We start from the raw sequence: 23300 nt of genomic DNA, 5'->3' as shown, positions 1-23300 counted from the left end.
GCAAAAAATTCCTCGATCGTGGAAGGAGCCATCATAATGAAACGCTGGATTGGTACTACTGTTTTAACGGCTGCAACATTTGTGGCAATTCTGAGTCAATTGATTCCTGCCAACCCTACCCAGGCATCAGCCAATGGCGATCAGCGGGTCAAAGCGGCGCTGGATAAGATGGGCTGGAAATATGAGATTGATCAAGATGGTGATTTTAAAGTTGTCCTCAAAATGAAGGATGAACGAACACAACGGGCTTTTATCCGTTCTAAAACAGACAGTCTGAAAGGTTTAGAAGTTCGTCAGATTGTATCGCCAGGATATGTGGCCCAAGGGGAACTCAGTGCTGATGTGGCGAATCAGTTATTGAAGGCGTCTAATAAAACTAAAGTTGGGGCGTGGCAGGTGGTGCAGGGTGAGAAGCGCAGTGTAGCCCTTTTTGCAGCCAAGGTCGATGCGAATCTGAAGCCGGAGGATTTGGAAGTGGCATTGATGGTGACGTTGTATAGTGCAGATGCGATGGAGAAGCAGCTCACTGGAAAGGATGATTTTTAGGGATTGTGGGATCGTTACATTTAGCAATCCATATAACAATGTACATGGTTAGATCTGGTAATTTAAGTTGAGGGTTTAGCCATGTGCTGGTTTTACAAACTGTGGGGGCAAGATGCGGAATCAGGTGGCGGGTTGGGTGACGGGGTTGGTGATTGGGATGACGGCAGTGGTGGCGGTGGGTGAGCTGCCGGGAGTGGCGCAGACCGCTGCACCGACGGTTGCACAAAAGAAGGCAACCGCCGACCAACTGCTGCTGCAAGGCATTCAGCAAGCCCAAATCAGCCAGTTTGAAGCAGCTCTCCAGTCTTGGCAACAAGCCCTTAAGTTGTATCGTGAAATTAAAGACCGAAGGGGGGAAGGAAATGCCCTGGGAAATCTGGGAATTGCATACGATGCTCTGGGCAACTATGCCAAAGCGATCGAGTATCAGGAACAAAGTTTAGCGATTGCGCGAGAACTCAAAGACCGACCGGGGGAAGGACAATCGCTGGGGAATCTGGGAATTGCATACGATGCTCTGGGCAACTATGCCAAAGCGATCGAGTATCACGAACAAAGTTTAGTGATTGCGCGAGACATCAAAAACCGATGGGGGGAAGGAGCTGCGCTGGGGAATCTGGGAAATGCCTACGATGCTCTGGGCAACTATGCCAAAGCGATCGAGTATCACGAACAAAGTTTGGTGGTTTTGCGGGAAATTAAAGATCGTCAGGGGGAAGGATCTGCACTGGGGAATGTGGGAAATGTATACCAGGCTCTGGGTAACTATGTTAAAGCGATCGAGTATCACGAACAACATTTAGCGATTGCGCGAGACATCAAAGACCGACGGGGAGAAGGCAATGCGCTGGAGAATCTGGGACTTGCATACGATGCTCTGGGCAACTATGCCAAGGCGATCGAGTATCAGGAACAACGGTTAGCGATTGCGCGAGACATCAAAGACCGACGGGGAGAAGGACAATCGCTGGGGAAACTGGGAAGTGCATACAATAATCTCGGCAACTATGCTAAAGCGATTGAGTATCACGAACAAAGTTTAGTGATTGCGCGAGACATCAAAGACCGACAGGGGGAGGGAGCTACGCTGGGAAATTTGGGAAATGTATACAATGCTCTCGGCAACTATCCCAAAGCGATCAAGTATCACGAACAAAGTTTAGCGATCATTCGTGAACTGAAAAATCGGTGGCAAGAGGGAGGTGTGTTGAGAAATCTAGGAAATTCATATTATTCTCTCAGCAACTATACCAAAGCGATCAAGTATTATGAACAAAGTTTAGCGATTGCACGAGCAATCAAAAACCGACAGGGGGAAGGCGGAGCACTCGGCAACCTAGGACTTGCATACGATGCTCTAGGCAACTATCCCAAAGCGATCGAGTATCACGAACAAAGTTTGGTAGTTGCGCGGGAAATCAAAGACCGACGGGGAGAAGGACATGCGCTGGGGAATCTGGGACTTGCATACGATGCTCTGGGCAACTATGCCAAGGCGATCGAGTATCATGAACAAAGTTTGGTAGTTGCGCGGGAAATTAAAGATCGCCGGGGAGAAGGTGCATCACTTGGGAATCTGGGAAATGTATACAATGACCTCGGCAACTATGCCAAAGCAATCGAGTATCATAAACAACGCTTAGCTATTGCTCATGAAATTAAAGATCGCCAAGGAGAAGGTGCATCACTCAGAAATTTGGGAAATACACACTTACATCTCGGGCATTATCCTCAAGCAATCAAGTATCAGGAACAAAGTTTAGCGATTGCGCGGGAAATTAAAGATCGCCAGGGAGAAGGTGCATCACTCGGGAATCTGGGAATTGCATATAATATTCTCGGGAATTATACCAAAGCGATCGAGTATCAGGAACAAAGTTTGGCCATTACCCAGGAAATTAAAGATCGCCAGGGAGAAGGCAGTGCGCTTAGCAATTTGGGAATTGCATACCAATCGCTCGGTAACTCTCCCAAAGCGATTGAGTATCACGAACAATATTTAGCGATCGCCCGTGAAATCAAGAACCGACCAGGGGAAGGCGTAGCACTCGGCAATCTGGGAAATGCATACCAATCGCTCGGTAACTATCCAAAAGCGATCGAATATCTTGAACAAACTTTAGCGATCGCTCGTGAAATCAAAAACCGATGGGGGGAAAGCGGAGCACTCGGCAACCTAGGACTTGCATACCATTCTCTGGGCAACTATGCGAAAGCGATTGAGTATCAGGAACAACATCTAGCAATTGCTCGGGAAATTAAAGATCGATTGGGAGAAGGACAATCTATTGGTAATCTAGGAAATATATACAATTCTCTCGGCAATTATCCTAAAGCAACTGAATATCATCAACAAAGTTTAGTTATTGCCCGTGGAATCAAAAACCGAGATGGTGAATATAAAGCACTCAATAACTTAGGTGTTGCTCTTGCCAAACAAGATCCAGAACTGGCTATCGTCTTCTACAAGCAATCGGTCAATGTTGCTGAATCCATTCGGAAAGACTTGCGTAAACTGCCCCGTGAAACCCAGGAAATCTATACCAGCACCGTCTCTAGCACCTATCGTCGCCTTGCCGATCTCCTCCTCACCCAAGGGCGTACCCGCGAAGCCCAAGCCATTCTGGAACTGCTCAAAGTCCAAGAATCCTCTAACTACGATGAACAACAACAAACATCCCCGATCCAATTCCCCCTCCATCCCCTAGAAACCCAAACCTGGCAACAGATCGAACAACAGAAAACCTTCTCCCTCGCCACCCTAGAACCCCTGGGTAAAACCCTCAAACAACAGACCGATCGCATCACCCAAGACATGAATCAATCCAACCTCGCGATCGGGAACCCCAACACAATCCTCAACGCCCAACCCAACACCATTCTGATTCAAAACCTAGTCGTCGGTGATAAACTCTGGGTCATCTGGACAAACGCGAAAGGTACCGTCAAAACTATCGCCCTCGATGTCCCGCAAAAAGAACTGACCCAAACCGTCGATCGGCTGCGCAAAGCCCTCGGCTCCCCCTACAGCAACCTCGACAGCCTCAAAGCCACCAGCCACACCCTCTACAACTGGCTCATCCCACCCCCCCTGCAAACCGAACTCAGCCAAAACCCCAACCTGCAACTCCTCTTCTCCCTCGACCACGTCACCCGCTACATCCCGATCGCCACCCTCTACGACGGCCAACAATACCTGATTCAAAAACACACCCTCTCCAACCTCATCACCACCGACACCGACATGGGCGATCGCTTTGCCCCCCCCGGTCAGACTCCCACCATCCTCGCCCTCGGCACCTCCCACGGCTTCCCCGGTTTCAACCCACTCCCCAACGTCGAAGCCGAACTCCACGCGATCGTCCGCCAGAATAACGATCGGGGTAATCGGGGTAACGATCGGGGCATCTATCCCGGCATCATCCAACTCAACGCAGCCTTCACCGCCAACAGCCTCCGCAACCCAGCCCCCTCCCGCGTCCTCCACATCGCCACCCACGGCAGCTTCAACCCAAAAACCATCACCGCCTCTTTTTTATTACTAGGCAACGGCGACAAACTCCCCATCACAGACATCGCCAACCTCACCAACCTCAGCACCAAACACCTCGTTGTCCTCTCCGCCTGCGAAACGGGCATCAGTAGCGCCAGTTCCGACGGCACCGAAATCTCCGGCATCAGCAACTACTTCCTACGGCGTGGCGCAAAATCCGTTCTCGCCTCCCTCTGGGCCGTGAACGATGCCAGCACCGCATTGCTCATGCAACAGTTCTACCAACACCTCGCCAACGGCCAAACCAAAGCCCAAGCCCTACAACAAGTCCAACAAGCCTTCATCACGGAACAATTCTCCCTCACCGATGCCCGCGCCTTACCCCGTGCCAATGCCCGCCCCGATGTGCCAGGGCAACCCGCCCCCAACTCCCTCGCCCATCCCTACTACTGGGCACCCTTTACCCTCGTCGGTAACAGCTTGTAACCCCTTGATTTCGACAACCTTGATAGACTAATTCAGTCCCAGCTTTCCCATTGCCCAATCTCCCCCGATCGAGGGAATACAACCCACCATGGACAACCTGAGTCAATACTGGACAATCCTCCGGCTCCAAGCTGACGGCACCTACCAACCCAAAGAGCTGCCCCCCGCCAAAGCATTCTTCCTTCAACAATTTCCTGAACCGATCGACCCTGCCAAAATCCTCGATCGCCTCCTGACCCATGCCGATTCCCAGGCGCAACTGTGCCTCCGTTGCTACATCTCCCATGTCATTGTGCAAGCCTGCCTCAAACTAGTTCGACAATTTGGCGACAACTACCAATTTCAACTCTCCGACCTTCTGCCCTTCGTCCTCGATGATGATGGGCGATTTGCCTATGACCCAGAAACTAGTTCCTATAAGCCCCTCGCGATCGTAATTTTGCAGCGCTTCCGGGCAGAGTCAGGCAGCCTACAGAACTGGATTATCCGCTTCGTTCGGCAGCATCCCGCCCTCCAGCAATTCCTACTCAGCCAAGGGTTACACCTCATCACCCCCTGGGCCATCCTCAACGACACCTCCCCCGATAGCCTAGAAAAAATGCTACGGGAGTTCTATCAATTATCCGTATCCGAAATTAGTTTTGCCATCGTTTTGCTCAACAGTTACCACAACGTTTATTTACACGATCGGCAACACCAAAAGGGACGTAGACGGTGTGAAGATCCCACCCCAGCCCAACTGGAACGTATGGCTACATTTATCGAACAAAGTATCCATGAACAATTAAAACCCGATAACATTTCCGATCGACTTAAAAAACTAGCAGAACAACTGCGCCAATATCGGATCTATCGTCGGGGTGGACTAGTCAGACAAAGGAACTTGAGCCAATCCTTAGATGTGCCCGAAACCGCTGAACAATTAGAATACCAAATTTCCCAAAATCAACCCACACCAGAGGATGACGATGCGATCGCAGACTTTCTCCACGCCTTTCGCCAAGAATTTACCAACGCCCTAGAACAAGCCCTCCAGCAAGTTATCCAGGATCGCCTCCAGCAAATACCACAAAAAGCAACTCAATTTCTCCAAGCCCTCGAACAACTCCACTGCCAACGCTGTTCCATGCGCGCCATTGCCCCCACGATCGGGCTACAACGCCAGGATGAAGTCACCCGTCTCCTCAAGCTCAAAGCGTTCCGTGCCGATGTGCGCAACCTCATCCTGCATCAACTCAAAAGCTTCATTCAGGAAAAAGGGCCATTTTTTGTGGATCCCGATCGGTTGGTGCAGGTCGCCCAACAGATCGATCGCGCTTTAGAAACGCAAGTCGATGAGATGATCGCAGCCGTCCAGGCAGAAATTAGCACCGCCAAAGGCTACAGCATCACCCCCAGCCTTTTTACGCAGAAACTCTGTACCTATCTCCATCTGATTATGACAGTTCCGTAATTTCTCGGAAAGCTTGATATTCATAGGGTTGCGGCTTCCAGATTGAGACAGTAATGTACACCAAACAGTACGCTAAGCAGTACACCAAAATACAGTACGCCAAGCAGTACACCAAAACACAGTACATCACCCGCTGATTAGGCAATTACCCGTCGAACCCACCATGAATTCTCAATCACCGACCTCTTCCTCACCCACCATCACTATTATGGACAGTTATCTACGCTCGACCGATTTTCTACTAGACGCTGATCTTCTCCTAGACTATGAACCGTTGCAAGGTGAGATTGTTCCCCTAGAAGATGCAGACTTTTCGCAAGCCCAAGAGATTAGCCAACGCTGGGGAAAAGCCTCCGAGTCTGTTCAGTCTAGTTGGGCAATTTATCTCCATGCATTGGCAATCCAAGCCTTTCAGCATTGGTTCAAACAACGAACGACCTCCGCATCACTCGATCTCTCCCAAGCAATCATCCTGTTGCCAGAGACAGCTGAGTCTTCCCAGCCTAGTATTCGCTCCAATACCACTCCCCCAACCATCAAAGGTCATATTGCAGTTTGTCGAATTAAAGTTGCAACCTTTAACCTTTGCCTAATTGTTACCGATGGCAGTGCTGATGATTGGTGTATTCCCGCTTCTTCTATTCATAATCCTCAGTTTGCCTCCCACTTTTATCTCCCGATCGTCCTCCATGAGGAATCCGGTCAAGCGGAAATCCTCGGGTTCCTACGCCATGACCAACTGCCGCAACTCCAGGAAACAGACCGCTATTGTCGTCTCGCGATCGAGCAAGCCAACCCAGACTTAGACGAGTTCTTACTCTATCTGACTTGCCTAGATCCCGTAGCGATTGCCTTACCCCAAGGTAGACCGACTCCCGACCTTTCCCAGCGACTGCGCCAACTACTGGTGCAACCTGTGGTGAGAACCGGACAATGGCTGCATCAGCAAGTCGATCGAGCCAATCAAGCCGCTAATCATCTAGGAGATGCGATCGCAACAGAGTTGGCGGCATGGCAGGTACTTCCCGCGATCGATCTCGCCCCGGCAACCCGTGAGTTACGGGATGTGGAAGCAGATTCTCCCATGGGTGATTTGTCTGCCATTCTGATGAGCTTGATGCGCAAGGGAATCGCAATCCCCCTAGAAAAAGCAACCGCCTACCAAGATGTGCAATTAGGTGACTTGGCACTGCGCCTGTATGCGGTGATTGCGCCTGTAACACCATCGCCGGAGTCCGGTGTAGCCGAATGGTCCTTACTCGTGATCTTGCGCCAGCAGGATCGCGCCGATTTACCTCGGGGCTTAGGGTTGCAGATTGCAGATGCTAGCGCGGTCTTAATCGATCGGCAAACGGAAACAACCCAATCTGACTTTCTCTATGGCAGCGTGACGGGGGAACTGGATGAACAATTTACAGTCACCTTGCAGTATCAAAATCAAACCATCACCCTCCCGAACTTTGCCTTTACATAAAAAATTCATGCTTCTCATGTTCTGCAAATCGTTTCATCCAACAATCCCCGATGTCTGCTAAACGTGTTTTTCTCCGCATTAGCCAAGCCGATCAAACTTGCATCTTCTTTTTGGATGCAGGCCAAGGTCGTTCAATCCAGCGGTCTATTCACTACCCTGCTAGCTTAAAGAATCTGTATGATAACTGGCGTGCTCTCTATGGCCGATTCTATCGCGATTTGCGGGGGCGACCCGGCCCCAGTGGGACGGGGGACGTTCCGCCGGAGGATTTGCGGGTGCAGCTTGCGCAAGCTGAGGTGTTATTGCTGAATGAATTTGATACTTGGCTTAGCCATGCAGAACTGTTACCGCTGCGGACGCAACTGGCTGAACTGGCGAAGGCCAATGGTGGAGAACCGATCGCCCTATTTCTAAGCTGTGACAATATCGACTTGGAGCGGTTGCCCTGGGAAGCTTGGGACGTGGGGCAGCAGTTTGGAGCGGCTCAGTCCATTCAAATTATTCGATCGCCCATCAACATTCGCTATTCCGCTAAAACACTGCAACGGCAGGGACGGCTGCGCATTCTGGCCATTATGGGCGATGACACTGGCTTAGATTTCCAAAATGAATACGAGGCACTGAAAGCCCTAAAAACAAATAAAGTGGCAGATGTGCAATTTGTGGGCTGGCAGGAGGGATTGGCTGAGAATGATCTGAAAGATCGAATTACCCAAGCGCTCAGTGATGTTGTGGGTTGGGATATCCTCTTTTTTGCAGGACACAGCAATGAAACTGAATTAAGTCAGGGCAGAATTTTTATTGCGCCTGGTCAGTCGCTGCTGATCAGTGAACTGCGACCGTTTTTAAAGCAAGCGCAGCAGCGGGGCCTCAAAGTCGCCATTTTCAATTCCTGTAGTGGTTTAAATATTGCTGAGGGCTTGGTGGATTTGGGGTTGAGTCAGGTGGTCGTGATGCGGGAACCGATTCACAATCAGGTAGCGCAGGAGTTTTTTCTTCAGTTTGTCAAAGGATTAGCCAGTGAGCAAACGATTCATGCCTCGCTCCGATCGGCCTGTCAGTACCTCCAGGGACGCTTAAAGTTTCCCTCGACCCATCTGGTGCCATCGCTCTACTGCCATCCTGATGCCCCGCTATTTCAGGCCCGTCCAGTGGGGACCCGTGCCAAGTTACGTCAATGGAAACCGACTGTTTGGGAAGCGATCGGGTTGACGGGGTTAGTCGTGCTGAGTAGCTTGCTGAATGTGCAACAGGCACTCATCGATCGCCGGCAGTGGGTTCAGGCGGTCTATCGGGATGCAACAGGGCAAACACCTGCGCCAAAGCCTTTGGTTTTACTGGTTCAGATAGATTCTGATTCGATCAAGAACAATCGCATTGAACCCGTCTGGCCGATTAATAAAGGCTATCTTGGTAAGCTGTTGACTCAGGCAGCCAAGATGCAAGCGCCGATCGTGGGTCTGGATTATTTGCTCGATCGTCCGCAGAAAGAGGTTGATCAGTCCTTTAGTCAAACAACGAAAAAGTTAGTAGCCCAAGGATTGCCCTTGGTGGTTGGGGTGGATTGTCGGGGCGAAACTTGCCAAAAACCCTTACCCGACCTATTTCCGAGTTCAGGGGTGCACTATGGCTCTATGGGGCTATTGCTGGCCGCTGAAGGCATGAATCGATCGTCGATTTATGTGCCCTTGCAGGATTCATCCCAGTCTGTGTTGCCCTTGGCTTACCAATTAGCCTGTTTAGGGCCAAGAAGTGCCGCCCAACCCTCCGCCTCTTGTCAGAGATCGCAGGGTTCACCGGATTGGCTCACGCCCAGTCCAATCACGCGGCTATCCTACGGTTTTGGACAAATGTGGTTCCATCCGCTGATTGACTATTCGATCGATCCGGAAAGCGTTTATAAAACATTACCTGCCCATCAATTTCTGGAAACTTTAAAAACATCACCGGACTTACAAGATTTAGCACAGCAGATCTTACTAATTGCACCAGGTCTGTATGACGAGGCGGGAGTGGAGCATAAAAATGCCGATCGCTATGGAACACCCCAGGCTTTTCGCTATTGGCAATCCAGTATGGATCAAATGCCAGGAGGAAATATCCATGCCTATTTAGCCTACCAATGGCGGAATCAATTATTTATTCGTCCGATTCCAGATCTCTGGTTGGTTCTACTAGCGGCATTTATAGCTAAGGGACTGGTCATCTATCGTTCCCAAAAAGGGATGAACCTCTATATCTGGAGTGGATTAATTCTTAGCTTTAGTATTATCACTTTATTCAGTTTTCAAGTCTATATCTCGTTTCAAATTTTGTTGCCAGTTTTGTTGCCAACGACGACGATTTCCATGTATATCTTATTAGCAGTAGTGAAGGATGCAGTCTATGGAAAGCGGGTTTAAGTTTCGACTTACAGCGTTAATCAGTACAACATGTCTGATGCTGGTTCTGGGTGATCTATCCTCGATCGCTCATGCTCAGCAGGAAAGTCCATGGAGCCGAATTTATAACAGTTTATTTGGGGGCAAACCTCCCGTCCCATCAGGAACTGGTGGCAGTCGTGGAGATCAATTATTATGCTCGGTAGTGCCTGGGCGATGGGGTACAGAAAAGCCCTTGATGCTCCGATCTCGACCGACTTGGGTGTGGCGTGGTCAAGTGAAATTTGTACAGTTAATAAAAGAATCCGGGCAAATGATTTGGGAGCAACCAGTCAGCCTCTTGCCGGATGCGGATGGCCTAACGCGCATGGTGTATTCCGGGCCAGATCTGGAGGCAGGACAAAAGTATCGTTTGATCCTGCATCAGAACTCGACGGAAATGTATGCGAATTTCCAAACCGTTACACCAAAAGCGAAGTCACAGTTAAGTTTTCAGCAAAAGCAAGTGCGGGAATCGGCTTGGCGATCGGGGAAACGGGGCTTAGCGATGGTGCAAGAGCAGGTTAGCTTTCTGACGCAGCAGGGGCTATGGTTGGATTTGGCCCAGGAGATTTTGACCAGTACAGAGGAGATCACGCCTGAATGGCGAGAGATTCAGGCGGGTATCGTCTATGAAACCTGTGATAAGCGGGAAGAGACAGTCCAGACTGACAGCACTGGTAAAAAATAGATCACCCGATTGCACCCTGAATCGATCAGTTGGCAGTCTTTTTTCAGTGGGTACCTTGATGAGGGGATTCTGTAAATTGAATTGTTGTCTGAATGTTCGCCAATAACTAACTTGAAACAAAGCATCTTGATCATGAATCATCAAGATGCTTAATTTTCAGGTGTAAGAATTTATTGACTAGTCATTACGGATTGATAGCTCCACTGTAAAGACCGACTAATAAAACTATTAGGGGCAACAGCGTCAGGATTCCAGTCATCGTTGATTTGAACGATGGCGTAATGTTGTCAGGAGGATTGAGTTCAGAAGCGTGGGAAGAAGACTTTTTCATAGAGAAGACCTGGAAAGATTCGAATGGTTGACTCTTCTATGGTGACGGAAATGTCACTGCATCCAATCACTATATAGAAGGGTTTAGCTAATTTAAAAAATCTCCTAAAAGATGGGTTTGGTAAATACCATAGTTAAACTGTATTTAGCCTGCAAAAATTGCTCGATCGCTGATAAAAAAGAGCTAGTGGATTCACTAGCCCTTAACTTAGATTGACAGAATACTAGAGAGTGAGTAACTATGACGCTTGTTTGTTAATTTTCTACAACCCTATTCCCCGATCGGTGCGACCATTCCCGGCATAGGCCCGGTTTCTGGATCAAATTCCGACTTATCTGCATGACATTGCGGGCAAGTCCAATCTTCGGGGAGGACTGCAAACGGTAGACCGGGTTCAATATTGGCTTCAGGATCCCCATTTGCAGGGTCATATACATATCCACATACTTTACAAACGTAGGTATCCATAATTTTCTCCTAGATGGAATAGAAATTGCATTGGGTTCGGTGAGGGGATGGAACAGCGGGTGAGTTACTGAAACTGTTGGCCCCTCAATCATCAGAATAGAAGGGTTACTCTTGAGTCGGCTCTATCAGAAGGGAGTGGATGGAGTCCGCCTATAGTGGGAGGTGGGGCCGCGCTGCTATTTGAATAAAAACGTATAAAACAGATGGCTGGGTAACTGAATTTGACTCGGGCTACCGCCTACACTGGAACTATTTCTTGCACTGGTTAGGAACATCAATGGTAAATTCTTCGGTTTATCCCCGTGATCTGATTGGCTATGGTGCGATGCCTCCCCATCCCCAGTGGCCTCACCAAGCTCGGATTGCGGTGCAATTTGTGATCAACTATGAAGAAGGTGGCGAAAACTGTATTTTGCATGGCGATCGGGCATCGGAAGCGTTTCTATCGGAGATTCCGGGGGCCCAACCTTTTGTGGGTCTGCGGCATATGAATATGGAATCCTGCTATGAATATGGCAGTCGAGCGGGCTTTTGGCGGCTGCATCGGCTGTTTACCCAACGGCAGATTCCGGTGACAGTTTATGGGATTGCCATGGCCTTAGAACGGCATCCAGAGGCGGTGGCGGCAATGCTGCAAGCGGATTGGGAAATTGCCAGCCATGGGTATCGCTGGATTGATTACAAAGATTTTGATGAAGCGGCGGAACGGGATCATTTACAACGGGCGATCGAGATTCACACCCGCGTCACGGGCAGTCGTCCCCTGGGTTGGTACACGGGCCGCAACAGTCCCCACACGCGCAAACTGGTGGTGGAAGCCGGGGGATTCCTCTACGATGCCGATAGTTACGCCGATGACTTGCCCTACTGGGTCTACGACTACGGCACGCCCCATTTGGTGATCCCCTACACACTGGATAATAACGATATGCGTTTTGCCACCAGTCAGGGCTTTAATTCCGGCGATCAGTTTTTTGCCTACCTGCGGGATGCCTTTGATGTGCTGTATGCCGAAGGAGAAACTGCCCCGAAAATGATGAGTGTGGGGCTACATTGTCGCTTGGTGGGACGACCGGGCCGATCGGCGGCTTTAGCACGATTTTTAGACTATGTGCAGGGCCACGATCGGGTATGGCTGTGTCGGCGGATGGATATTGCGCACCATTGGCACCAACACCATCCACCAACGGCATTCTAAATGCACCGAAGAGCCGAGACTACTGGCTGGCGGCGGCTTTGTAGGCGGCCCAACCGCCGTGGTGGGAAATATCGGGCCAGTTAAACTGCTCGATCAATTCCTGGGGATATAAAAATGCGGTTAGAACTTCCCCATCCTCCAAGACAACGTCGCTGGGATACATATGGGGCGGCTCATTGGCGGCTAGGTGGTCAAAGTCTGCCAGAGTTAAATCGTAGACCTCCCCCGGAATTGAAATTCCGCCAGAGTCCACGGCATAGATGGCGGGATGCCACCCATCCCCAGCCGCGTGGAGACGGTACAAGGGCTGTGTCTGCGCAGATCGAATGAATACCGCATCGCCTAAGTTGGCATGGTCGGGTTGTCCCCGTAGGGCTGATCCACAGATGAAAATTCGCTTATATTCAACGGAGGGCTGAGTCATCATGTCTTCTCCCAAGTGTCTTCTCCTGATCTGAGTTTTCTTGCAATCTGATCAGTCCAGCACAAATGCGCCACTACGCCTATGCTATAACGAAAATAAAATATTCCCAACTCTCCAATTTTGATCGACCCACTTTCCTGGTAAACACCAATGGGAAAACTCACAACCCATGTTCTAGACACGGCCCAAGGCTGCCCAGCGGCAGGGGTCTCCCTTCAACTTTGGCGGTACGATCGCGAATCCGGCGATCGGCAACTGTTAGTCACAGCAGTGACCAATTTAGATGGTCGTACCGATGTTCCATTACGGCTCAACGAACAGTTAAAAACGGGCGTTTACGAAATCATCTTTTTTGTGAAAGAGTATTTTGACCAACAGCCCCTGAATCTTCCGGATCTCCCCTTTCTGATGGAAGTTCCAGTTCGCTTTACAATTTCTGATCCCGATGCAAATTATCATATTCCGCTCTTAGTTTCTCCGTGGTCGTATACGACCTATCGGGGCAGTTAATCTTACTGAGTTTAGAAATTATGCTTCCGGTCTCTCGCGTGATAGTTTGTCTGAAGTATCTATGAGTTTAGGTATGGCTCCAACCTATTCCCTGATCGAATTGAATGCAATGTCTGAACTGGATTTTATAGCAGCCCTGGGGCATATTTTTGAACAAACGCCGAGAATTGCTCAACAGGCTTGGTTACAGCGGCCCTTTGTCAGTATTACAGATCTCCACCAGAAAATGGTCGCGATCGTAGATCAATTGCCCCCAGCGCAACAGATTGATCTGATCTGCGCCCATCCGGATTTAGGCAGTCGAGCCAAGATGGCTGAAGCCTCGGTCAAGGAACAGGCGGGGGTGGGGCTCGATCAACTCACGGCTAGTGAATACGATCGCTTTCAGGCCCTCAATCAGACCTACAAAGCCAAATTTGGCTTTCCCTTCATCATCGCAGTGCGCAACCATACCAAGACAACGATTCTAGAAGCCTTTGAACAACGGCTCCAGAATACACCGGAGCAGGAGCAACAAACGGCATTGGCAGAAATTGCGACTATTGCTCAATTTAGATTACAGGATAGTCTGAGATGACAGGATAGTCTGCATTAGGATGATGGCTGGAATCAACAACAGATTGATTGTTCGATGATTACTAGGGAGAAATTGTATGCAGGGTTTAAAGGCGATCGTCATTGGGGCGGGGATTGGTGGACTGACGGCGGGAATTGCTCTACGGAAGGCGGGCTATGAGGTGGAAATCTACGATCGGGTGCAGGAGCTCAGGCCCGTGGGTGCTGGGATTTCCCTCTGGTCGAATGGCGTGAAGGTGCTGAACTGGTTGGGGTTGGGGCGAGAAATTGCTCAGATTGGTGGCAGGATGGCTCGGATGGAATACCGTTGGTTAGACGGTCGGATTTTGAATGACATTGATCTGGCTCCGTTGGTGCAATCCGTAGGCCAATGTCCCTATCCTGTGGCGCGGGCGGATCTACAAGCCATCTTGCTGCAAGCCTTTGACGGAACCGTGAATTTAAACCATTGCTGCGTAGAGATTGAGCAGACCGATCGACAAGTCACCGCACGGTTTGAAAATGGCCATTGTGCAACGGGCGATCTGTTAATTGCGGCCAATGGGGTGCGATCGAACTTGCGGGAATACGTGTTGGGTCAACCGTTTCATCCCAACTATGCTGGCTATGTCAATTTCAATGGGTTAGTGGCAGCCAGTGCCGATCTCGCGCCGTCGCAAACCTGGGTGGTTTACGTTGGTCAGCACCAGCGAGCTTCCATGATGCCCGTGGCAAACGATCGCTTTTACTTCTTTTTTGATGTGCCGTTGCCGCTGGAGGCAGGGGCGAATCCGGCAGGGGTCAAAGCGGAACTGCAACACCATTTCCAAGGCTGGGCAGAACCTGTGCAACGGTTAATCGATGGCGTCGATCCGCAGGCAACGGCAAGGCTCGCAATTCACGACATGGGGCCGATCGATCGCTTAGTCAAAGGCCGTGTGGCGTTGCTGGGAGATGCGGCTCACACGACCTGTCCGGACTTGGGCCAAGGGGGATGCCAAGCCATGGAAGATGCCTTAGTCCTGGCGCAATGTTTAGTGACCACCAATGTGGGTGTGGAAGATGCATTACAGCTTTACGAACGCCAACGCCGCGATCGCGTGAGTGCGGTGGTGAGGAAGGCACGGCAACGGGCGGAAATGATCCATGGTAAAGATCCGCAGGTGACGCAGCAATGGTACGACCAACTGGCCACAGAAGATCCCTTGGAGGTGACGGGGGCGATCGCAAAAACGATTTTAGGGGGGCCGTTACATTAAGCGTTGCTATTCATCCAGCTAGATTAAGGCCGCGACAGTTTCCCAGGATTTGCCGCGCCGAATAATTTCGGGTTCTTCGGTTAAATCGATAATGGTAGACATCTGCCCCGAGGGTTCTTCGTTGCTGTCAATAATCACATCCACCAGATTATCGAAGCAATCAAAGAGGTCAAAGCGAGAATCGGCCATCTGGGGTGGCTCAAATTCCTCTTCCAAGGCGAGGGCATAGGCGCTGGTGGAAATAATCGGATTTCCCAGTTCTTCCATTAAGGCGAGGCAAATGGGGGAATCCGGGACGCGGATGCCGGTGGTTTTGCGTTTGGGATGCATCACCAGTTTGGGCACGAGGCGCGTGGTCGGCAAAACAAAGGTGTACGGCCCTGGAATCAACCGCCGCATGAGGCGATAGGCGCTGTCGCTGACGACGGCATACTGGGCGATGTCCGAGAGGGACGGGCACAAAAAGGTCAGGGGCTTGTCGTTGGACATTTGCTTGATCTGACGCACCCGCTGGACGGCAGTTTTGGAGTTGAGATCGCAGCCGATCGCGTAGAGGGTATCGGTGGGATAGAGCATCACTGCCCCTTTGCGCAGGGCATCGCAAATCATCTCGACGGTGCGAAGTTGGGGATTTTCAGGATGCAGCGAATAGATCTGAGCCATGGCCAAGACGGATTCCAAAAAGAACACTGGCCACGTCATTCATCAAACCCGTAGTTTTTCAAACACGCAATTTGTCAAATCTGCAACCAGTTCATGGGTTCAGCTTACCAGTCTGGGGTTCACCGGATCAAAGGACTCTGTAAAACTTCTTGAACCGATCGCTTTTAATTTGAATAACTATATGGTTATATTAGATAATCAGGTCAGGTAGTTTCAGCATTGAAAGCCGTTTCTCTGCTGTTTCTCTGCTGTTCCTCGATTGAAGGCGGTTTCCCTTAGGCAGCAAAATTTGGCATGGGCAGTCAATGGCTGCGTAGTCCTGTTGACGTTTCCTTTCCATAATTCCTTCTCCTTCCATTGCGTTTTTATTCCTGTCGGGATGACCGATTAGTGCATATTTCCGATGAATGCACATTCCCGTAATGCCTATTCCCGAATTGATGAATTAGGAGAATTCATATCCTATGGCTACAATTGTTGTGATTGGAGCTGGTTTGGGTGGACTGCCCACGGCTTACGAACTGAGACAGCTTTTGCCTGCTGAACATCAAGTGGTCCTAATTTCCGAGCAGCCCAAATTTATGTTTATTCCGGGGCTGGTTCGCGTGGCGTTAGATCTTGATTCGATCGATCATTTTCAGTTAGAGCTGCAACCCTTGGCGCAAAAGCACAGGTTAGACTTTGTCAATAGCCCGGTAACTGCTCTCGATCCGCATCAACGGCGCATTACGGTAGCCAATGGGCAGGTAATTGAGTATGACTATGTGGCGATCGCGACGGGGCCAGGATTTGCCTTTGACGCCATTCCTGGGTTGGGGCCCCACGGAGGTTATACCCATTCGATTTGCTCCGCTCAACATGCTTTGGAGGCTAGGGCTGCTTGGCTCAAGTTTTTGGAAAACCCTGGATCGTTGGTGGTGGGGGCGGCACCGGGAGCGGGATGCTTTGGGCCAGCCTATGAGTTTATCTTGATGGCTGATTGGATTTTGCGGCGCAAAGGATTACGCCAGCAAGCTACCCTCACCTTGGTGACACCAGAACCCTATGTCGGACATTTAGGGGTGAGTGGCGTGAAAAATGCGCAGCGATTGACGGAAAACTTATTGCGTAAACACAATATTAATATTATTAACAATGCTGCAATTACATCAGTGACGGTCGATAAAATTACGCTAGAGGATGGGCGAGAGATTGCCCAAGATTACGCGATGATTTTGCCAGCGTTCCGAGGTGTGCAATTTATTCTCGATGCACCGGGTTTGGGCAATGACAAAGGGTTTATTCCCATTACGGCGACCCACCAGCATTCCCAGTTCCCTGAGATTTATGCCTTGGGGGTTAGTGTAGCTCTGGCGCAGCCGGAGAAGTCTCTAGTGCCGATCGGGATGCCCAAGAGTGGCCAAATGACGGAAGCTATGGGGATGGCAGTGGCCCATAATATCGCAGTCTCGTTGGGAGCCCTTCAGGCCGATCCGCAAATCCCCACGTTAGAAGCCATTTGCTTTGCGGAGTTTGGGGAGACGGGCATTCTCTATGTTGCGGCTCCTGTGCTGCCTGACTCAGAGACTGGAAAACGTCGCTATTCCTATGCGGTGCAAGGCAAATGGGTGGTTTGGGGCAAAGCGGCCTTTGAGCAATACTTTATGACCAAGATGCGTTTAGGGGCGGCGGTTCCTTGGTTTGAGCGGTCGGGGTTAAAGGCGTTATTTGGGGTCGATCTGGTGCGATCGCAGCCGAGTACCCTCTCCCAGCGCATTGCCAATGGATGAGTTCATGATGAGTTCATGATGAGTTCATGATGATGAGGGCTTTATCGATTGGGAAAGACTGATCAGTTTGAGGCAAGGTGAATTGGAAAACGGCAACTACAACAATGAGGAGGCAATCTTATGACGGTCAAATATGTCACCCATGATCTGACGACGGGCAACATCACCGTGATGGGCCATGTGGAAGATGTGATGACGGTGCGAGGGAGTAAAGTGTCGCGGATTGGCGCGATCGTGGGTCAAGAAGCCCAAAACCCAGCGGAAATTCACCTCAATTTGGAAGTGGATCCCCATAAAACTGCATCACAAATGTTGGTGTTAAGTTTTAGTCCCCAGGATGCGGTGGAGATTGGGTTGCAATTGACGGCGATGGGTATTGAGGATAATCCGGCAATCAGTCTTGATTCGGTGAAACAACGGCTGGTGGATTTGCTGGCAGAACTAGATCGGACATTGCAAGTGAAACCTTAACTGCTGAGTTGAGCCATCATAGTGTGTAATGTCAAAGAGAATGGGTGAAGTTATCCTTTTACCATTGGGGTCGGTGACAGAGGACGGCGCTGCCACCAATCCCGCTATGGCAGAGGACTCTTTAGAGTGGCTGAGTTTTCATCGGGTGTGGGGGCAATTGGATGATCTGACTTTAGCTGCGATTGCCCAGTCTCTACAGTCCATGAAAGTGGCTGCCGGGACAGAAATTTACCGGGAAGGTCAAGGGGCGATCGGGCTCTATTGGCTGAAGTGGGGCAGTGTGGAAATTTATCGCGCCTCCGCTGTGGGAAAAACCCATATTCTTTACCATCAGGCCGGGGATGTGTTTGGTTATGTCCCCTTAGTCTCTAGTTTGATGACTGATGGGGGCGAGGATCTTGCCTCCATCGCAGTGACCTATCAAACCAGTGCGATTGCAGTGAGTGCTAGCGAAATCTGGTTTCTGGGGCGATCGAGTTTACTCCAATTGAGTCAAGCCTTTCCGGCGATTCTCAATTTGATCAGCCAACTCTTAGTCAAGGACTTGGCTGAGTTTACTCAACGGATCTCCCAGGAACAAGTTCGTATTCAGGGATTACAAGACTGGATTTGTTCTACACCCCACAATATAACGCCGATCGCGGCCAGTAAAGCGGCTCAGAAGTTGATTCAACAGATTGAACTAGCGGCCCAAGACGTGAAGCCGATCGTGTTTCAAGCGGCCAATGGAACCGGAAAAACGTTCTTGGCTGGTTATTTGCATCAGCAGTCAGGTTTGCGCGATCGACCCTTTGTGGAAATCGACTGCACCCAACTGCCGCGAGATACGACTGGCTTTGTCAGTTCAGATGTGATTTTTGGTCGGGACGGGGAAGCTGCGGGGGTCATCGAGTTACTGGAGCGGGGCACGGTGTTGTTGGATCAGGTACAGATGTTGTCTCCGGCGGATCACGATCGGCTGATCCACTATCTGAAAACGGGGCATTTCCTGCGAAATCCTTTGCTGAATACAACCAGAGCGCAGGCTAATTTGACGGATTCTACTGTCAATGCTCAAGGGAATCCTAAAATTGATGATTTCAAAGTTGGGCCTGTGGCCTCTTGGGCGAGGCTGATTTTGGCCAGTCCTTACCCGATCGCCTTGCCGGAAATTTCTGCCCATCGGCTCAAGTTATATACGCTGGCTCAGCGCAAAAGTGATATTCCTGCATTTGCGGACAGTTTGATTGCCCAATTCTGTCAGGCGCAGGGGCGCTCAGTCTTGCAACTCAGTCAGGCTGATCTTCGTCGCTTGCTTAGTTATGACTACCCTGGCAACTTACCTGAATTAGCAGGTATTCTGAAACGGGCGGTGATCATGACGCCTGTAGACCAAACGGTGATTCCGGAACAAGTATTATGGTCATTACAATCGAAGAAAAATGCCTTCCGCATTGACCTCTTGGAACAGTTACCTTGGCTACGGCGTTTGCTCTTGAGTTCATGGTGGCCTAAGGGTTTCTGGATGGTTGTAATGCTGATGTTTATACCCGTCACCGTGATGGGGTATATCGGTCCCCAAACTCGGGATGCCAGCATGACGCTGAATCTTTTTTGGGCTTGGTGGTGGCCTTTGTATTTATTTTTATTTTTGTTTGTTGGACGATTGTGGTGTGCAATTTGTCCTTTTATGATTACGGGGGAGTGGTTCCGGCAAATTTCGCTCTGGTTGTGGCCGAGGCCGTTATTACCCTGGCCAACGAAGTGGCTGAATCGCTGGGGGGCATGGCTACTGTTTGGGGGATTCTTGTTGATTTATCTATGGGAAAAGTTTTGGGATTTGCCCCATACCCCCTATTTGTCGTCCTGGTTGCTAGTGGTGATTTCTGCGGGGGCGGTCATTGGGAGTGTGATTTATGAACGCCGTGTCTGGTGTCGCTATCTTTGTCCCATTGGTGGAATGAATGGTTTGTTTGCAAAACTATCATTGCTGGAACTACGATCGACCCAACAAATCTGTGGCACTCAGTGTAGTACGTTTGGTTGCTATAAAGGGAGTGATGCAACGCCAGTGAGTTTCAAGGATGCATTACCGAACGAAGGTCAAGCTACGGGGGGGTGTCCACTCTATTCCCATCCCGCGCAATTGCAGGATAATCGTGATTGTGTGTTATGTATGACGTGCTTGAAAGCTTGTCCGAATCGATCGGTGCAATTAAATTTACGCTTTCCAGCCACGGATTTATTAGAAGATCACCGTGGTTTTGGGGCGGAAGTTGCTCTATTGTTGCTATTATTGGGTGGTGTGTTCATGCACCATAGCGATCGTATCTTAGCTCTGGTAGGTGCGGCTAACTGGAGTATTGATGCTAATCATTTGTGGACTGGACTTCCCTGGGTGTTGGGGATATTGAGCTTACCAATGCTGTTGACCTACATAGTGCATCAGTTCGCTCGATTGTTCGATCGGCAAATGCCAGATTATTTAACCGTAATTTATGCCTATTTACCCATCACCCTTGCGGCTAATCTTGCTCACTACACTCCTGCTGCCATGACGGAAGCGGGTCAAATTCTCCCGGTCATGGCAAGAACATTTGGTTTCAGTGGACTAGGTTGGCCAACCTTAACTTGGAGTATAGATGTTGCTCAGTTTTTACAGGGATTAACCTTGCTATCAGGTTTAGGATTTAGTGTTTATCCACTGTTACGAATTACTCAGCGATCGTGGATTCATAATCTACCCCATTTGCTCTGTATGATGAGTTTGACGTTGATTTTTTTCAAGTTGATTCTGTGATGAATTTGTGATGAATTCCAATCAGAAGTGTGGTTAATCCTAATTATATATTTTTCAAAATTCTTTATTAAATAAAAATTAACTCATTGATCATTGCATTCTTCTAAAACTGATACCGATTTTGTCATTCTTGTTTTGTAATCCTGATTTTCATCATGACTATTCATACCAACATTACCGAATTGATTGGTCGTACTCCGTTAGTGCAACTTCAGCGGCTCCCACAGCAATACCAGTGTCTTGCGCAGATTGTGCTTAAACTGGAAAGCATGAATCCAACTAAATCGGTGAAAGATCGGATTGCTATCAGTATGATCAATGCCGCAGAAGCAGCGGGTTTGATTCAACCGGGACACACCACGATTATTGAAGCGACCTCCGGAAATACAGGAATTGGTCTAGCGATGGTTTGTGCAGCCAAGGGGTATCGTCTTATTTTGACGATGCCGGAAAATATGAGCCGTGAGCGCCAACAATTATTACGGGCCTATGGTGCGGAAGTGGTGTTGACTCCGACCTATGCTGATATGCCAGGGGCGATCGCCTGCGCCAATGAGTTGCTTGCCAGTATCCCTAAGGCTTTTTCTCCCCAGCAATTTAGCAATCCTGCTAATCCACAAATCCATTACCGCACAACTGGCCCAGAAATCTGGCAGGATACCAATGGCGAGGTGGATGCGATCGTGGTTGGGGTGGGAACGGGAGGAACCCTCACCGGAGCTGGGCGCTACCTCAAGCAGCAGAAGCCTAGTGTTCAAATCATTGCCGTCGAGCCTGCTGCTAGTGCGGTTCTCAGCCACCAGCCAGCGGGTATTCATAATATTCAAGGTATCGGTGCAGGCTTCATTCCCGATGTCCTAAGGGTAGATTTGATTGATGAAATTATTACTGTTAGTGAATCACAAGCCTACAACATCGGTAAACAGCTTGCGACCCAGGAAGGAATTATGGGTGGAATTTCCACTGGGGCAATTCTGTTCGCAGCCCTACAAATTGGGCAACGATCGACCTATCGAGATCGTTTAGTTGTAGGGATTCAACCTAGTGATGGCGAGCGTTACTTGAGCACTCCCCTCTGGCAGTCGATCGATTCTCTAAACCCTCCGGATGTTGGGGATTTAGAGAATGAACAGCTTGGGGTTATGGATGAATGCCTCGTGCAAGCATTGCAGCAAATAGGGGAATGAGCGCAAATCCTAATAGCTCTCCTCGGATGAACCAGGATAGGCGTTGCACTTGGGGTAAAGCCAACGGGGGAGGTGTCTGGTTCCGTAATCCTTTGATCCAGGAGAGGAAGGAAAAGGTGGGATATAGGGACAGTAGGCTGACGATGATGAAAATTCCAATCTTGGTATAAAAAACGGGATCACTCAAATAGTAATCGGTGCCTTTACCAAAATAAAGAACTCTCAAAATCCCAGTAACCAAAACCATTAATGCCGAGAGGCCATAAATAGTATCGGCGATAAGAAGTTGCCAAGCTGCTTGGAGTTTGAGGTCGGGTTTGAGAAGGTGATGTTCCATAACTAAGGCTCCAAAGGCCAGCATGAAGCCCAAGTAATGTAAATAGGCTGTAATCGCACTCTGCCACATAGTGATCTCGATCGTGATTTCGTTAGAATCCTATGGGTATTTAACCACAGATGGCTTTTTTCAGGGATGAATAGGGCGATTTGTGCCGTCTAGAAAATTCTGAGGTTGCTCCTATTGTGGCGATTTTAGTAAATCCAAGGAATCAGCTTTTTAACGCGGGATTGATAATTTTCATAATCGGAAAATTTCGTCTTGAGCCAGGATTCTTCTTGCTTAGCTTTCTGATCAAAAAATAGCAAGAAAATCACGGCTCCGATCGCGTGGCTCAGACTCCACCGCCAGCAACTGTAGGCGATCGCGGCAAAAATCACGCCACTGTAAATCGGATGGCGGACGATGCTGTAAACGCCGATCGTCACTAATTCGCCATCGTCTTTTGGATGGGGTAAGGGGGTCAAATTACCTCCCAGTTTCAGCACGCCGCCCACTAACAGGACAATGGACACTAAACCCAATAGTCCTGTGAGGCCCCAAACACTATAATTCCACAGGGGGGATAGCGGTTCTCTGGAAAGGAAAGGATAGACAGGCAGCAACACAAAAGTGATGAAGAGAATCATCTGTCCCATAACCCAATATTCCCCCCGCTTGCCCCGCCACCATTGGGTGGAATAGCCCCATTCTTTGAATTGATTCATGGTTAATCTCGCAATGGAAAATTGGATAATTTATTGGTTATGAATGATTGGTTATGAATGATTCACTAGCTTTCGATCG

Annotated in this window: 19 protein-coding genes; 14 read left to right on the top strand and 5 right to left on the bottom strand. The window is 49.5% G+C overall.

The genetic code is table 11. The features are described from left to right. The first annotated feature begins 36 nt into the window (after nt 1-36). From H6G21_RS17785 to H6G21_RS17750, 6 genes are all read left to right on the top strand, one after another. Nucleotides 37-546 carry a hypothetical protein gene (locus tag H6G21_RS17785; RefSeq protein ID WP_190574750.1) on the top strand — a complete coding sequence of 170 codons (510 nt, stop codon included), beginning with the start codon at nt 37-39 and terminating at the stop codon, nt 544-546. A gap of 112 nt (nt 547-658) precedes the next feature. Continuing rightward, nucleotides 659-4525: a tetratricopeptide repeat protein gene (locus H6G21_RS25440; RefSeq protein WP_199307293.1), complete on the top strand. Its 3867-nt coding sequence runs from the start codon at nt 659-661 to the stop codon at nt 4523-4525. Between the two features lie 88 nt (nt 4526-4613). Further along, nucleotides 4614-5978, top strand: a complete 1365-nt coding sequence (locus H6G21_RS17765; RefSeq protein ID WP_190574749.1) for a hypothetical protein — start codon at nt 4614-4616, stop codon at nt 5976-5978. Nucleotides 5979-6141: 163 nt separating this feature from the next. Continuing rightward, nucleotides 6142-7452 (top strand): DUF1822 family protein, encoded by a 1311-nt coding sequence (locus H6G21_RS17760; RefSeq protein ID WP_190574748.1) that lies wholly within the window; start codon nt 6142-6144, stop codon nt 7450-7452. A 50-nt stretch (nt 7453-7502) separates the two neighbouring features. After that, entirely contained in the window at nt 7503-9854 is a 2352-nt protein-coding gene (locus tag H6G21_RS17755) for a CHASE2 domain-containing protein (RefSeq protein WP_190574747.1), read from the top strand. Nucleotides 9855-10146: 292 nt separating this feature from the next. Beyond that, nucleotides 10147-10563, top strand: a complete 417-nt coding sequence (locus H6G21_RS17750) for a hypothetical protein (RefSeq protein ID WP_190574746.1) — start codon at nt 10147-10149, stop codon at nt 10561-10563. A 601-nt stretch (nt 10564-11164) separates the two neighbouring features. On the opposite strand, the gene H6G21_RS17745 is transcribed toward H6G21_RS17750, so the two are convergent. Next, nucleotides 11165-11362: a rubredoxin gene (locus tag H6G21_RS17745; protein WP_190574745.1), complete on the bottom strand. Its 198-nt coding sequence runs from the start codon at nt 11360-11362 to the stop codon at nt 11165-11167. Nucleotides 11363-11639: 277 nt separating this feature from the next. Here H6G21_RS17745 and puuE point away from each other — a divergent pair, with 277 nt between their 5' ends. Continuing rightward, on the top strand, nt 11640-12560 hold the full coding sequence (puuE, locus tag H6G21_RS17740; RefSeq protein ID WP_190574744.1) for an allantoinase PuuE: 921 nt from the start codon (nt 11640-11642) through the stop codon (nt 12558-12560). 19 nt (nt 12561-12579) lie between these two features. On the opposite strand, the gene H6G21_RS17735 is transcribed toward puuE, so the two are convergent. Next, on the bottom strand, nt 12580-12984 hold the full coding sequence (locus tag H6G21_RS17735; protein ID WP_190574783.1) for a gamma-glutamylcyclotransferase: 405 nt from the start codon (nt 12982-12984) through the stop codon (nt 12580-12582). Between the two features lie 150 nt (nt 12985-13134). Here H6G21_RS17735 and uraH point away from each other — a divergent pair, with 150 nt between their 5' ends. The 3 genes from uraH (at nt 13135) to hpxO (ending at nt 15308) form a co-directional block, all read left to right on the top strand. After that, nucleotides 13135-13494, top strand: coding sequence for a hydroxyisourate hydrolase (uraH, locus tag H6G21_RS17730; protein WP_190574743.1), 360 nt, complete (start codon nt 13135-13137; stop codon nt 13492-13494). 73 nt (nt 13495-13567) lie between these two features. Then, nucleotides 13568-14071, top strand: coding sequence for a 2-oxo-4-hydroxy-4-carboxy-5-ureidoimidazoline decarboxylase (gene uraD, locus H6G21_RS17725; RefSeq protein WP_242041909.1), 504 nt, complete (start codon nt 13568-13570; stop codon nt 14069-14071). Nucleotides 14072-14147: 76 nt separating this feature from the next. After that, a complete protein-coding gene (gene hpxO / locus H6G21_RS17720) occupies nt 14148-15308 on the top strand; it encodes an FAD-dependent urate hydroxylase HpxO (protein WP_190574742.1) in 1161 nt (386 codons plus the stop codon). An 18-nt stretch (nt 15309-15326) separates the two neighbouring features. Here the strand turns inward: hpxO and H6G21_RS17715 are convergent, their stop codons facing one another. Further along, a complete protein-coding gene (locus H6G21_RS17715) occupies nt 15327-15971 on the bottom strand; it encodes an L-threonylcarbamoyladenylate synthase (RefSeq protein WP_190574781.1) in 645 nt (214 codons plus the stop codon). Nucleotides 15972-16435: 464 nt separating this feature from the next. Between H6G21_RS17715 and H6G21_RS17710 the strand changes: the two genes are divergently transcribed. The 4 genes from H6G21_RS17710 (at nt 16436) to cysK (ending at nt 22177) form a co-directional block, all read left to right on the top strand. Further along, a complete protein-coding gene (locus H6G21_RS17710) occupies nt 16436-17740 on the top strand; it encodes an FAD-dependent oxidoreductase (protein ID WP_190574741.1) in 1305 nt (434 codons plus the stop codon). A gap of 120 nt (nt 17741-17860) precedes the next feature. Beyond that, nucleotides 17861-18211, top strand: a complete 351-nt coding sequence (locus H6G21_RS17705) for a hypothetical protein (RefSeq protein WP_190574740.1) — start codon at nt 17861-17863, stop codon at nt 18209-18211. A gap of 40 nt (nt 18212-18251) precedes the next feature. Further along, complete coding sequence (locus H6G21_RS17700; protein WP_190574739.1) at nt 18252-20990, top strand: sigma 54-interacting transcriptional regulator; 2739 nt, start codon at nt 18252-18254, stop codon at nt 20988-20990. A 155-nt stretch (nt 20991-21145) separates the two neighbouring features. After that, nucleotides 21146-22177: a cysteine synthase A gene (gene cysK / locus H6G21_RS17695; protein ID WP_190574738.1), complete on the top strand. Its 1032-nt coding sequence runs from the start codon at nt 21146-21148 to the stop codon at nt 22175-22177. On the opposite strand, the gene H6G21_RS17690 is transcribed toward cysK, so the two are convergent. Further along, on the bottom strand, nt 22131-22583 hold the full coding sequence (locus tag H6G21_RS17690; protein ID WP_190574737.1) for a DUF2214 family protein: 453 nt from the start codon (nt 22581-22583) through the stop codon (nt 22131-22133). The two genes, cysK and H6G21_RS17690, sit on opposite strands and share 47 nt — an antisense overlap. Nucleotides 22584-22708: 125 nt before the next feature. Beyond that, entirely contained in the window at nt 22709-23221 is a 513-nt protein-coding gene (locus H6G21_RS17685; protein WP_190574736.1) for an isoprenylcysteine carboxylmethyltransferase family protein, read from the bottom strand. Nucleotides 23222-23300 lie beyond the last annotated feature (79 nt).

It is taken from the genome of Alkalinema sp. FACHB-956, from assembly GCF_014697025.1.
Classification (GTDB): Bacteria; Cyanobacteriota; Cyanobacteriia; order Leptolyngbyales; family Leptolyngbyaceae; genus Alkalinema.
The sequence above is the reverse complement of the archived record's forward strand: the minus strand, read 5'-3'. Positions and strand labels throughout refer to the sequence as shown.